Origin of the sequence: Dokdonella immobilis (genome assembly GCF_900115085.1) — a bacterium.
Lineage (GTDB): Bacteria > Pseudomonadota > Gammaproteobacteria > Xanthomonadales > Rhodanobacteraceae > Dokdonella > Dokdonella immobilis.
Genome location: NZ_FOVF01000018.1, coordinates 39508 through 52886, shown reverse-complemented (window position 1 = coordinate 52886; position 13379 = coordinate 39508). Strand labels below are relative to the sequence as shown.

General features: G+C 65.0%; 11 protein-coding genes. 4 read left to right on the top strand and 7 right to left on the bottom strand.

Annotated elements, in window-relative coordinates; all coding sequences use genetic code 11:
- Nucleotides 1–85 precede the first annotated feature (85 nt).
- On the top strand, nucleotides 86–439 hold the full coding sequence (locus BM125_RS12630) for a gamma-butyrobetaine hydroxylase family protein (protein ID WP_139224992.1): 354 nt from the start codon (nucleotides 86–88) through the stop codon (nucleotides 437–439).
- 119 nt (nucleotides 440–558) lie between these two features.
- On the opposite strand, the gene BM125_RS12625 is transcribed toward BM125_RS12630, so the two are convergent.
- The 7 genes from BM125_RS12625 to rpmH form a co-directional block, all read right to left on the bottom strand.
- Entirely contained in the window at nucleotides 559–2454 is a 1896-nt protein-coding gene (locus BM125_RS12625) for a DUF2207 domain-containing protein (protein WP_092408500.1), read from the bottom strand.
- Nucleotides 2451–2984, bottom strand: coding sequence for a LemA family protein (locus BM125_RS12620; RefSeq protein WP_175498067.1), 534 nt, complete (start codon nucleotides 2982–2984; stop codon nucleotides 2451–2453). The genes BM125_RS12625 and BM125_RS12620 overlap by 4 nt, the downstream gene beginning before the upstream one ends.
- A gap of 204 nt (nucleotides 2985–3188) precedes the next feature.
- A complete protein-coding gene (locus BM125_RS12615) occupies nucleotides 3189–5450 on the bottom strand; it encodes a S9 family peptidase (protein ID WP_092408498.1) in 2262 nt (753 codons plus the stop codon).
- A 225-nt stretch (nucleotides 5451–5675) separates the two neighbouring features.
- Complete coding sequence (mnmE, locus tag BM125_RS12610; RefSeq protein ID WP_092408496.1) at nucleotides 5676–7022, bottom strand: tRNA uridine-5-carboxymethylaminomethyl(34) synthesis GTPase MnmE; 1347 nt, start codon at nucleotides 7020–7022, stop codon at nucleotides 5676–5678.
- Between the two features lie 32 nt (nucleotides 7023–7054).
- Nucleotides 7055–8767 carry a membrane protein insertase YidC gene (gene yidC / locus BM125_RS12605; RefSeq protein WP_092408494.1) on the bottom strand — a complete coding sequence of 571 codons (1713 nt, stop codon included), beginning with the start codon at nucleotides 8765–8767 and terminating at the stop codon, nucleotides 7055–7057.
- A 106-nt stretch (nucleotides 8768–8873) separates the two neighbouring features.
- Nucleotides 8874–9254 carry a ribonuclease P protein component gene (gene rnpA / locus BM125_RS12600; protein ID WP_245778912.1) on the bottom strand — a complete coding sequence of 127 codons (381 nt, stop codon included), beginning with the start codon at nucleotides 9252–9254 and terminating at the stop codon, nucleotides 8874–8876.
- 19 nt (nucleotides 9255–9273) lie between these two features.
- Nucleotides 9274–9414 (bottom strand): 50S ribosomal protein L34, encoded by a 141-nt coding sequence (gene rpmH / locus BM125_RS12595; RefSeq protein WP_092408490.1) that lies wholly within the window; start codon nucleotides 9412–9414, stop codon nucleotides 9274–9276.
- 163 nt (nucleotides 9415–9577) lie between these two features.
- Here rpmH and dnaA point away from each other — a divergent pair, with 163 nt between their 5' ends.
- From dnaA to recF, 3 genes are all read left to right on the top strand, one after another.
- Entirely contained in the window at nucleotides 9578–10894 is a 1317-nt protein-coding gene (gene dnaA, locus BM125_RS12590; RefSeq protein ID WP_092408487.1) for a chromosomal replication initiator protein DnaA, read from the top strand.
- A 208-nt stretch (nucleotides 10895–11102) separates the two neighbouring features.
- A complete protein-coding gene (gene dnaN / locus BM125_RS12585) occupies nucleotides 11103–12203 on the top strand; it encodes a DNA polymerase III subunit beta (RefSeq protein ID WP_092408485.1) in 1101 nt (366 codons plus the stop codon).
- Nucleotides 12204–12280: 77 nt separating this feature from the next.
- Complete coding sequence (gene recF / locus BM125_RS12580; RefSeq protein ID WP_092408483.1) at nucleotides 12281–13354, top strand: DNA replication/repair protein RecF; 1074 nt, start codon at nucleotides 12281–12283, stop codon at nucleotides 13352–13354.
- Nucleotides 13355–13379: the final 25 nt, after the last annotated feature.

Here is a 13379-nt window from a genome sequence, read left to right as displayed (position 1 = left end):
AATAGGAAAAGCAAGAGCCCCATATCGCGGTTGGCCGCTTTGGCTTGACCCATTCCCTATTCCCCATTCCCTATTCCCCCAAAAAATGCCCACCCCCACCCAGCTCACCCTGCACCGCGCCTCGCATGCGCTCGAAGTCGGTTTCGATGACGGCGAGGTGTTCCGCTTGCCGGCCGAATACCTTCGGGTCAACTCACCGAGTGCGGAAGTGCAGGGGCATGGGCCGGGCCAGAAGGTGCTCGTTGCCGGCAAGATCGACGTCGCCATCGACGAGATCGTTCCGGTCGGCAACTACGCCGTGCTGCTCAAGTTCAGCGATGGCCACCAGACCGGCATCTTCTCCTGGGAAACGCTCTACGAGCTCGGTCGCGATCAGGCGAAGAACTGGGCCGAGTATCTGGCCGCGCTCGAGGCAGCGGGGAAATCGAGATGCGCCTGATGGCGCTGGGAATGGAGAATAGGGAATGGGGAGGCGTTAACCGCGTGGTTCCGAATCCTTTCGTTTCCTGCTTGGCTCTTTCGATTCTCCATTCTCCATTCCCCATTCCCGGCCTTCGTTCACCACCCCCCGCCGCCGCCGCCGCCTCCACCGCCGCCCGAGGATCCACCGCCACCGCCACCCGATGACGATCCGGGCGGGCTTGCCGAGGAGCTGATCGCGCTGCTCAGGCTCGAGCCGAGTGAGCTGCCGAAGCTACTGGCGTCGAAGCCGCGGCTCGAATCGCTGGCCGCGTACCAGGCCATGCCGGCGGCTGCGGCAGCGACCGCGGCCGGACCGATCGCTGCGGCCAGCTGGTCGCCCCAGGTCTTTTCGACATCGAGGGCAAGCGCGTAGGGCAGCAGGCGCTGGTATTCCTCGACGCTCATCGGCGGCGCCTTGGCCCGGGCCAGGTCCTGGCGTTCGGCGACGCCGAGATAGAGGCGCAGGCCTTCGATGCGGTCGAGCAGCTTGCGTCCGGCCGGCGTGGGTGCCTTCATCCAGTGCGCAAACGGCACCTGGACGGCAGAGAGCAAGGCGACCAGCAGGGCACAGAGGACACTCGTGCTGACGCTCAGGTACCCGGCGGCAACGACCAGCACGACCATGACGATGATCGCGCCGATGATCAGGCCGACTGGCCGCCGGCCGTCCTTCCAGGCGACCACGGCGTTGACCACGATGCCACTGAGGATCGAAGCCAGGATGAAAACGGCGACGGTCGGCACGATGACCGGCGCGTTGACCGACAGCGGATCGATCAGGAAGGCGGCCACGATCGCAGCGATTGCGATCAGGCCGCCGAGGCAGCCGATGCCGTCGTTGCGGCGGAAGTTCGGCTTCGCCTGGGTCGAATCGAGCAGCTTCTGGTGGGCGCTGCGGGCGGGGCCGATGATCGCGTGGTTCTTGTCGTCGAACTCGAGCGAACTGCGGCTGCCGAGCAGGCCCTCATAGAGGGTGCGTTCCGACTCGGGCACGTCGTTGGCGGGATGGCTACCCGGCATGCGTTCGATCGAGTAATCGGACTTGCCGTCCTTGCGGATGCGCACGCTGCCGCGCACGCCGAGCGCGACCATGTCGGCGGCGAAGCAGCGGTCGTCATAGGCCATGCGCCGGATATAGCGCACCGCCGCCGGCGACAGACCGGCCGGCGGATCGTATTCGGGAATGACCACGCCACCCTTCGGATCGCGGCCGACCCGTCGCCATTGCAGGTAGAGGAACCCGGTCAGGACCAGCAGGCCGATCGCCATGACCGCCTCGCGCCGGTTGTCGGCGGCGAACCAGCTCAGGTTGCGGGCCAGGTCGGGCCTGGTCACGATGCCCTTGGGAAAGCTGACCACCACGGTCAGGCCGTTTTGCGGAGGCAGGGCGCGCGTCGTCACGATTCTCGCCTGCGCGCCATCACTACCCGTTTCGGCGCTGTAGGCCTGGCCCTTGGCGCCTTGCGGACCGGTATAGCCCTCGACCCGGATGCTGTCCGCCGACGGATTTCCCGGCAGGTGCACGCTCGCGCTGGCCTCGTCGATAGTGAAATCCCAACCATTGCCGGTGACGTTCCAGTACAGCTCGTCGTGGTCCTCGAAGAAGCCGAGCTGGCGCGCCGTGCGATAGCGGAAGCGGTAGCTGAACTCACCGCTGCCGAGATAGACCTCGGGGTCGCCGAAGTAGACGCGTACGCCATTGGAAAGCCCCTCGGCATGCCACTTTTCGGGTTTGCCGTCGCGGCTGACGTCGAGCGGCTCGAACAGCACGTTGACGCGGTTGCCGTAGCGATCCTGGTAGTGGGTCGGGAAATCGCGGTAGATGCCGCGACGGATGCGGTCGCCCTCGGCGCGCACGCGGATCGTCTCGACCACGGTCATGGTCGAGTCGGCGGCGATCTCGATGTCGCTGTGGAAGAGCAGGATGCGCTCGTCGGCGTGCGCCGCGAGACTGCAGAACAGGACCAGCGACAGGACCAGCGTGCGGATCATGGCGGACTCCTCGTTTGCGCATTGGCTTCGAAGAATTCTCCACGTTGAAAGCCGGCCATGCGGGCCACGATCAGGTCGGGAAAATGCTCGATGCGGGTGTTGAGCTGACGCACGGCGCCGTTGTAGTAGCGCCTGGCGTACTGCAGGTGGTCCTCGATGGCGACCAGGTCGCGCTGCAACTGCAGGAAGTTGTCGCTGGCCTTGAGATCCGGATAGCTTTCCTGCAGGGCCAGCAGGCGCTCGATCTGGCGGCCGAGTTCATCCTCGAGACGGGCGCGATCGCCGAGGCCGGCGGCGGCCTCGGCGCGGGTCCGCAGCTCGCTGACCGTGGTCAGGGTGGCGCGCTCGTGATCGGCATAGGCCTTGACCGCGGTGACCAGTTGCGGGGTCAGGTCGTGCCGGCGCATCAGCTGCACGTCGATGTCGCTCCAGGCCGCGCGCATCTGATTGCGCTCGGCGACCAGCCGATTGAAGATGACGATGGCGCCGAGCAGCAGCGCGAGAACCGCGACGATCACCCCGATCAGCATGCCTGGACGCCCCCCGAGAGATTTTCCTGGCGAGAACCGCGCTAGCCCGGATTATTCGTGAATTCGCGCGATGATCGCGCAGGACCTTGGATTCAGGCGGTTTTTCGCGATTGAGGGGATAGCGGGCCCTATCGCCGAATGAGCGAAAAGCCGCGTGGATTCAAGGGACAAGCGAGGGCGCGTGAAATTCATGAATAATCCGGGCTAGTGGTCGCTGTGCGTCGCTCGCGCCTTGATGTTGCGATCGAACCAGTCGGCGATCGCATGATAGACGTGCAGGCGCATCGATGTCGTGGCCAGGCCGTGCTTGCCGCCCGGATAGGTCATCAGGTCGAACGGGATGCCACGCAGCTGCAATTCGGCCATGAGCTTGGTCGAATTTTCGAACAGGACGTTGTCATCGGCCATGCCATGGACGAGGAACAGGCGCGAGCTGAGGCCGTCGAGCCAGGCGAACGGCGCACTGCGGATGTAGCCGGCCGGGTTGTCCGCTGGCGTCGACAGGTAGCGTTCCGTGTAATGCGTGTCGTACAGGGCCCAGTCGGTGACCGGGGCCACGGCGATGCCTCCGGCGATCGCATCGGAGGCCTTGCTCAGCAGCATCGTCGTCATGTAGCCGCCGTAGCTCCAGCCGAATACGCCGATGCGCCGGGCATCGACCCAGGGCTGCGCTGCGAGCCAGCGGATGCCGGCCAGCTGGTCGAGCACCTCGGCATTGCCGAGTTGGCGGTAGATCACGTCCGAGAAGCTGCGTCCGCGCCGGGCCATGCCGCGGTTGTCGAGGGTGAACACGACATAGCCCTGCTGGGCCATGTACTCGAGGAACTTGACCTGTTGCGAGGCATGCGCCGAACCGGAGTCACCCCAGGCACGGACCACCTTCTGCACGCCAGGGCCGCCGTAGTAAAAATTGAACACCGGGTAGCGCTTGGCTGGGTCGAAGCCGGCCGGCTTGTACAACCGGTAATACAGGGTTTGCCCGTCGTCGGCCTTGAGGGTGCCGAATTCCGGTTCGATCGATGTGGCCCGGTAGGCCGCATACGGGTGGGTGTCGTCAAGCGTGTTCTGTTCGATCCAGGCGAGCAGGCTGCCATCGGGCTTGCGCACGCTGACCTGGGGCGGCGTTTTCGGATTGCTGAAGGTGTCCACGTAGAAGCTCGCGTCATCGGCAAACGTGGTCGTGTGGGTGCCGTCGCGCTCGCTGATGCGGCGTGGGGCATCGGCCTCGCTGCCGTCGAGCTTGAGCGCATAGACCTGGGTATCGGGTACGAAGTCGCGGTTCGACTGCACGTAGACGGTTGCCGCCGCTTCGTCGACTGCCAGCAGCTTGTCGATGTTCCAGTCGCCGGCACTGACCGCGTGACGTAGCGTGCCGTCGAGCCCGTACAGGTAAAGGTGCTTGTAGCCGCTGCGTTCGCTGGCCCAGAGCAGGGTCTTGCCGTCGGCAAGGAAGCGCAGGTCGTCGTTGAGGTTGATCCAGGTTGCGCTGCTCTCGCTCAGCACGGTGCGCTGCTCGAGGCTGTCGGTTTCGACCATGCGCAACTCGAGGCGTTGCTGGTTGCGTGTTTCGACCTGGTAGGAAAGCCGCCTGCCATCGGCCAGCCAGTCGACCCGCGCCAGATAGATATCGGGATCGATGCCGAGATCGATCCAGCGCGCCTCGCCACCCGCCGGGGCGATCAAGCCGAGTTTGACCGTGACATTGGCCTTGCCGGCGGCCGGGTAGCGTTGTTCGATGACTTCGGTGCGGTCGGCATAGACTTCGCTGCGCTTGACGATGTCGACCGCCGATTCATCGTAGCGTTCGAAGGCGATCGCCGAGTCATCGGGCGCCCACCAGTAGCCGCGATCGCGCGCCATTTCCTCCTGGGCCACGAATTCCGCTTCGCCGTTGTGGATGGTGTCGCCGCCATCGGTCGTCAACGCGCTGGCCTTGTCTGTGGCGAGGTCGATGACCCAGAGGTTCTGTCCGCGAACGAAGGAGACGAAGCCGCCCTTCGGCGAGACGCGCGGATCGATAACGGCGCCACCGGTCGGCAATTCACGCAGTGACTTGTCGCCGGCGCCAAGTGTATAGAGATAGAGTTTGTCTGACAGTGGAAACAGCAGCGACTTGCCGTCCGGCGACCACTGGTAGTCGATGATGCCGCTGAGGCCGGCGCGGCGCGCGCGTTCGCGACGGGCCTTCTCGGCATCGCTCAGTTCGGCGCCGCTGTCGATGGCGTCGGCATCGACGAGGCGTCGTGTGGTCTTGTCCCTGATGTTGTATTCCCAGAGGTCGAGCCGGCTCTGGTCGTCCTTGCGGCCACGCAGGAACGAGACGCGTGCGCCGTCCGGGGAGATCTTCAGGGCCTGCGGCACCGGGCCATCGAGTCCCCCTCCGGCGAAGATGCTTTCGATGGTCAGCGAATCGGCGCTCACGCGGTTGGCGCACAGCAGGATGACGACGAGCCAGAACACACGCATTGGATCCTCCTTGTTGGCCCTCGATTATCCCGGTGACCGGCGCCGATTGAAACCGCGCCATTGCCGGCGCGTTGGACGTGTTCGCTTTCCGTTGCGCATCATTCCCTCGACCTGCCCTTCGAGGGCCTGGTCTGTTGGACGGTTGTGCGTCCTTGAAACGGGCGAATCCTCGTGGTTTGCGGCCGGAGACGGCGGCAATCGAGGGGTGCAAGGAGCGCCCAGGGCCTACTTGCCGATGCAGAAGTCCGCAAAGATGCGCCCGAGCAGGTCCTCGTTGCTGAATTCGCCGGTGATCGAGCCGAGTTCGCGCTGCACGCCGCGCAGTTCCTCGGCGGCGAGTTCGCCGGCGCGCCGTTCGGTCAGGGCGTGCCATGCCGCTTCTAGGCCATCGCTGGCTCGCTGCAACGCGGCGACGTGGCGGGTGCGCGCACTGAAGGTGCCGCTGGCTGCTTCCCCGGGATCGGCTACGTCCTTCAAGGCCTGGATCAGCATCGGCAGCCCTTCGCCGGTACGTGCCGACAGCCACAGATGGGTATCACCGTCGACCATGGCGCGGCGGGGAGGGTGGCCGTCGAGATCGATCTTGTTGTGCACGACGATGCGCTGCGCCGAAGCCGGGAGGACGTCGAGCAGGCCATGGTCCGACTCGGCGTGGGCGTCGTCGCTGACCAGCACGGCGAGGTCGGCGCGCTCGAGTTCGGCGCGTGCGCGGCGCATGCCTTCGATCTCGATCGGGTCCGCCGTTTCGCGCAGGCCGGCGGTATCGACCAGGGTCAGGGCGATGCCGTCGAGATGGATGGTTTCGCGCAGCACGTCGCGCGTGGTCCCTGGGATCTCGGTGACGATCGCGCGCTCGCTGGCCGCCAGGCGGTTGAGCAGGCTCGACTTGCCGGCATTCGGGCGGCCGATGATGACGACGTGGAGGCCGTCGAGCAGGCGCACGCCGCGGCGGCTCGCGGTGAGGATTTCATCGAGCTGGTGGCGCAGGCGCTCGAGGTCTTCGAGCACGGTGGGCTCGGCCAGAAAATCGACTTCCTCCTCGGGGAAGTCGATCGCCGCCTCGATCCAGACGCGCAGGCGCACGACACTCTCGGTCAGGGCGTGCACCTGTTGCGAGAAGTCGCCCTCGAGACTGCGCACCGCGGCGCGCGCAGCGGCCTCCGAACCGCTCGCAATCAGATCGGCGATCGCTTCGGCCTGGGCCAGGTCGATCCTGCCGTTGAGGAAGGCGCGCTCGGAGAATTCACCCGGGCGCGCGTGGCGCGCGCCGAGTTCGAGGCAACGCTCGAGCACGCAACCGAGCATGACCGGGCTGCCGTGCATCTGAAGCTCGAGCACATCTTCTCCGGTGAAGGAGTGCGGTGCAGGGAAATGCAGCAGCAGGCCACGATCAAGCACACCGCCAGTCGCATCGGTGAGCGCGCAGTAGTGCGCGTGCCGTGGTGTCGGTGTCCGGCCGAGCAGGCGCTCGGCCAGCGCCGCGACGCCCGCGCCGCTGAGTCGGATCACGCCGATGCCACCGGGCCCCGGCGGCGAGGCGATGGCGGCAATCGTCTCGCCTTGTCCGCTCATCGCCGGGAGGTCCGTGGCTTCGGCGCCGCCGGCTACTTGGCCGCGGCAGCGAGCGGCTTGCCGGCGCCTTCGATGCGCCGCGTGATGATCCACTGCTGGAGCAGGCCGAGGGCGCCGTTGACGGTCCAGTACAGGACCAGGCCGGCCGGGAAGAAGGCGAACAGGACCGAGAAGATCAGCGGCATGAACTTCATCATCTTCGCCTGCAGCGGATCCATGCCGGTCATCGGGGTCAGGAACTGGGTCGCCAGCATCGTCGCCGCGTTGAGGATCGGCAGCACGTAGTAGGGATCCGGCGCGGTCAGGTTGTGGATCCAAAGGATGAACGGTGCCTGGCGCAGTTCGACGCTCTCGAGCAAGACCCAGTAGAGGCCAAGGAAGACGGGGATCTGCACTAGCATCGGCAGACAGCCGCCGAGCGGGTTTATTTTTTCCTTCTGGTAAAGCTCCAGCATGGCCTGGTTTAGCTTCTGGCGATCGTCGCCGTAGCGCTCCTTGAGCGCGGCGACGCGCGGCTGCATCTTGCGCATCTTGGCCATCGAGCGGTACTGCGCTTCGCTCAGCTTGAAGAACACGGCCTTGATCAGCAGCACGAGCAGGATGATGGCGAAGCCCCAGTTGCCGGTCAGCTTGTGGAACTGCGAGAGCAGCCAGTGCAGTGGCTCGGAGATGACCGTGAAGATGCCGTAGTCGGCGGTCTTGGCCAGGCCCGGGGCGAGGTCGTCGAGGGTGCTCTGCAGCTTGGGACCCACGTACAGTCGCGCGCTCAGGGTTCCGCTGGTGCCCGCTGCGATGCTGATCGGCGGTGACATGCCGCGCACGAGATAGCGGGGCGGTCCGCTCGTGGCGACCGTTTCGCTGCTGAATTGCTCGGTCTCGGTGGCGGGCGGTATCCAGGCTGCGAAGAAGTAATGCTGCAGCAGCGCGATCCAGCCGCCGGTGACTTCCTTCTTCAGCGGCTCCTTGCCGAACTTGTCGAAGGCGAGCTTCTGGAATTTCTCTTCGGGGCTGTACCAGGCCGCACCCATGAAGCTGTAGCGCGCCGTGTTCGTGTAGCCCTTGATGCCCGAGGTGTCGATGACCAGCGGCACGCGTTGCAACTGCCGGTAGGCGTTGCCGCTCCATGCGGCGGCGCTCTGGTTGTCGATCTTCTGGGTTTGCTCGATCACATAGCTGGCGCGCTCGAAGACGAAGGTCTTGGTGACCGTGATCCCGCTCGCATCGCGCCAGGTCAGCGGCACCTCGAGGCGATTCTGGCCGTCGGCGAGCTGGTAACTGTGGCTCGCGGTCTCGAACAGGGACTGGTGGTTCGGCGCCGGGCCGGTATTGCTGACCAGGCCGCTCTGGGCCACGAAGTAGCTATCCGGTTCCGGGCTCAGCAGGCGCACGCGCTCGGGCTGCTTGGGCTGTTCCGGGTAGGCCAGCAACTCGGCGCTGATCACGCTGCCGCCGCGCGGGTCGATTTCGACGCGGAGCAGGTCGGTCTGGACGATCACCGGATCGGTTGTCGGGGCTTCGCCAGCGGCGGCCGGCGGGACCTGCGTGGTCGCGGTGGTCGCGACCGGACCGGCCTGCGGTATTTCCGCAGAGGACGGTATCGGTGCTGGCGTCTGGCCGGCAGCCACCTGCGGGGCCGTGCTGGCGGCAGTGGCTGGTTGCGGCGCGTAGTCGATCTGCCATTGCGACCAGATCAGATAGACCAGGGCGAACAGGGCGACCAGCAGGAAGGTGCGGGGATTGTTCATGGGGATATCGGATTCTTGGACAGGCTCGCCGGGTTGCGGCGGCGGGATGGGGATATCGGGAGCGCGCGGTCGAATGGCGGCGACCATGGCCGGTCGCGCAGCGCAATCAGCCGCGCATTGTGCCGGTGCCGGCCGCGGCCTTCAATGCCATGAGCTTTTTCCACAGCGCGTCGAGGTCGGCGCGCAGCTCGGCACTCGGCGCCTGCACGGCGCTGGTCCGCGCGATCAGGAGGATGTCGACGGTGGGCAGCCCGGTGCGGATCAGCCGGTAGCTTTCGCGGACCAGGCGCTTGATGCGGTTGCGATCGACCGCGCGTTTGGAGACGCGCCGCGACACGGCCTGGCCGAGTCGGCAGGTCGATAGCGAGTTCGGGGAGTATTCCGCTATGAAGTGGCGGGCGCCGAGTCGGCGGGAGTTGCCACGCAGCGCGGCGAAGTCGCCGGCCTTGAGCAGGCGCGTCGCGCGCGGCAGGCTGAACTGCCGCACGCCAGCGCCAGGCGTCTGGTCAGACGGCGAGACGCTTGCGACCCTTGGCTCGACGCGCATTGATGACGGCGCGGCCACCGCGGGTCTTCATGCGTGCACGGAACCCGTGGGTGCGCGCGCGCTTGAGGTTGCTCGGCTGATAGGTACGTTTGGTGGCCATGAGTCGGCGCCAGGCTTGGGGAAAAGGGCGCGAATGATAGTGGCGCGCCGGTTGCGGCGTCAAGCTTGGCGCTGGCGCGGATCCGGCGGCGGCGAGTAGACTGCGCTGTTCGCGCCGGGCATTGCGCTCGCCCGTGTCACAGGTTGATCAAGAACGAGGAATCATGAGCGAGCTTTGGCGACGCTGCATAGAGCGTCTGGAAACGGAATTCGGCGCCGAAGACGTGCAGACCTATCTGAAGCCCTTGCAGGCCACGGAAAGCGAGGCGGGGCTGCGCCTGCTGGCACCGAACGATTACACCCTCGAAATGGTGCGCGAGCGCTTCCTCGCTCGCATCCGTGCAGTGATCGAATACCAGCACGGCCAGCCGGTTGCGATCAACCTCGGCGTCGGCGCCCTCGGCGCGCGCAAGGCGCCGGCCAGGCGCGCGCCGACGAAGTCGGCCGCGGTGCAGGGTGCCGCACACAATCTCGACCCCAGCTACACTTTCGAGAGTTTCGTCGAGGGCAAGACCAACGAACTCGGCAAGGCGGCGGCGATCCAGGTCGCGACCAACCCGGGTCGGGCCTTCAATCCGCTGCTGCTGTACGGCGGTACCGGCCTCGGCAAGACCCACCTGATGCATGCCGCCGGCAACCTGATGCGCCAGAACAATGGCGATTGCAAAGTCCTCTATCTGCGCTCCGAGCAATTCGTCGGCAGCATGATCGATGCCCTGCGCACCAAGAACATGGAGGAGTTCAAGCGCCGCTTTCGCAGCGTGGACGCGCTGCTGATCGACGACATCCAGTTCTTCGCCGGCAAGAACACGACCCAGGAGGAGTTCTTCCATACCTTCAATGCGCTGTTCGACGGCAAGCAGCAGATCATCCTGACCTGCGACCGCTTTCCAAAAGAGGTCGAGAACCTCGAACCACGCCTGAAGTCGCGACTGGGCTGGGGCCTCTCCGTCGCCATCGAGCCACCGGACTTCGAAACGCGTGCGGCGATCCTGCTCAGCAAGGCCGCCAGCAAGGGAGTCGAGCTCCCCGAGGACGTGGCCTTCCTGATCGCCAAGCGCATGCGCTCGAACGTGCGCGACCTGGAAGGGGCATTGAACACCCTGATCGCGCGCTCGAACTTCGGCGGCCGGGCGGTCGACGTCGCTTTTGCCCAGGAAACCCTGCGCGACCTGCTGACCGTGCATGCGCAGGCGATCAGTATCGGCAATATCCAGAAGGTGGTCGTCGAGTACTACCAGCTGCGCATGGCCGACCTGCTGTCGAAGCGCCGGAGCCGCTCGGTGGCGCGACCGCGGCAGATCGCCATGGCCCTGGCCAAGGAGATGACAGAACACAGCTTGCCGGAAATTGGCGATGCGTTCGGCGGCCGCGACCACACCACCGTGCTGCATGCCTGCCGGACCGTGCGCAATCTGCGCGAAACGGACGGCAAGCTCAATCAGGACTGGGAAAAGCTGGTCCGCATACTGACCGGGTGAACGAGCTGTGGATAAACTGTGCAGTCATTTAGCGGTTAGAATTATCCACAGGTCGTGCACATGCCGGCTGGCGTGTTTTCCAAGGGGAGTTTCCGTTCCAACATATTGATTATAGAAGCTTTTATGTCGGTGTGCGTGTTATCCCCAAAGCCTGCTACCACCATAAATCTTCATTACAACCAAAGCCAGAAACAGGAAGGGACCAATCATGCGCTTCATTCTGCCTCGGGAAGGCTTGCTGAAACCGCTGCAGCAGGTCGTAGGCGTCGTCGAAAGGCGCCAGACCTTGCCGGTGCTGTCGAATCTGCTGGTCAACGTGAGCGGCTCGGAAGTGTCTTTTACCGGCACCGATCTCGAAGTCGAAATGATCGCGCGCACGGCCGCGGACGATCTGATCGAGGGTGAGGTCACGATCCCGGCGCGCAAGCTGTTCGATATTTGCCGCGCCCTGCCGGACGGGGCCAAGGTCAAGATCGAGCAGAATGGCGATCGCGTGTCGGTCAGTGCAGGGCGCAGCCGGTTCACCCTTTCGACCCTTCCAGCGAGCGAGTTCCCGGTCATCGACAACATCGATCTGGTCGAGCGGATCAGCCTTCCGGAAGCGACCTTGAAGGACCTTATCGGTCGGACAGCGTTCGCGATGGCGCACCAGGATGTCCGTTACTACCTGAACGGCTTGTTGCTCGATGTGCGCGAAGACACCCTGCGCTGCGTGGCTACCGATGGTCATCGCCTGGCCCTGGCCGAGACCAAGCTCGATTCTCAGATTTCGACACGGCGCCAGATCATCATTCCGCGCAAGGGCGTGCTCGAATTGCAGGGCTTGTTCGAGGCCGGTGAAGGCCTGGTCGAACTCGAGCTTGGGCGCAATCATTTGCGCGTGCGTCGTGGTGGCGTCACGTTCACCTCGAAGTTGATCGATGGACGCTTCCCGGACTACGAGGCGGTCATCCCGATCGGCGCCGACAAGGACATCCGGGTCGGACGCGAGGATCTGCGTTTCGCCTTGCAGCGTGCCGCGATCCTGTCCAACGAGAAGTACCGGGGCGTCAAGCTCGAGGTCAATCCGAATCGGTTGCGCATCGTCGCGCACAACCCCGAGCAGGAAGAGGCGGTCGAGGAACTTGAAGTGCAGACGTCGGTTTCCGATCTCAGCGTCGGTTTCAATGTCAATTATCTGATGGATGCCCTGGCTGCGCTGAGTGGCGACGAGATCGTGCTGAGCCTGCGCGATGCGCAGTCGAGTTGTCTGTTGCGCAAGGTCGACTCGGATGACACGCGGCATGTGGTCATGCCGCTGCGTCTCTGATCGTCTCGCACATGTTTGTTCCGGGGCCCGCGTATCGCAGGATGCGCGGGCCCTGTCTTTTCCGGTAGGGCAGGCGCATGGTACTCAGAGAGCTGCGGATCCAGAACCTGCGCCTCGTCGAGGATTTGGACCTCGCGCTGGATAGCGGCTGGACGGCGTTCGTCGGCCCGAACGGTGCCGGCAAATCGAGCCTGCTCGAAGCGGCTTACCTGCTTTCGCACGGTCGGTCCTTTCGCCGGGGTGCGCGTGATTCGCTGACGCGGTTGGGTAGCCCGGGCTTTTCCGTGTTCGGTCGGCTGCTGCGAGCCGACGGCAGCGAGCGTCGCCTGGGTCTGGCTCGCAGCGAGGGCCGTCTCGACGCTCGCCTCGATGGGGTCGCTACCGGGATCGCCGGGTTGGTTGGTGCCTGCGCCGTGGTCTGCTTCGAGCCGGGTTCACACGAGTTAATCAACAGGGTTGCCGAGGAGCGTCGCCGCTATCTCGATTGGGGGGTGTTCCACGTGGAACCGACCTTTCTTTCCTGTTGGCGCCGATATCAACGCGCGCTTCGACAGCGCAACATGGTCTTGCGCGATGGGGCGCGGGCCGGAGGCCTGGAGCCTTGGGAAATCGAGATGGCCGACGCGGGATCGCGGATCACTGCCATGCGCCAGTCCTACATCGAGCGGTTGCGACCGGTCCTGGACGAAATCCTCGATGGATTTCTCGGCGAACTCGGCGCCGTGTCTGTGCATCTCCAGTGGGGCTGGAAGGAGGGCCTCAGTCTCGCCGAAGCGCTGCTCGAGGGTCGCGGCCGCGATCTGGAGCGTGGTTTCACCGGGCGCGGCCCGCATCGGGCGGACTGGTCGATCGGGTTTGAGCACGCTCCTCGTCGGGAGCATCTTTCGCGCGGCCAGGAGAAGCTCTGCGCGCTGGCGCTCGTTTTTGCCCAGGCTCGATTGTATGCCGAGCAATGTGGGGAGGCCCCCGTACTTTGCCTGGACGACCTCGCTTCGGAACTCGACCGCGACCATCAGTCGCGAGTCGTCCAGCTCGCGCAGGGAAGTGGCGCGCAGGTGCTCGTAACCGGAACCGAACTGCCGACGGGTCTCAGCGAATTGGCCCATCCGCTCCAGGTGTTCCACGTGGAACAGGGCCGAATTCGTCGCTGACTGCTATAATTACGGACTTGTCTAC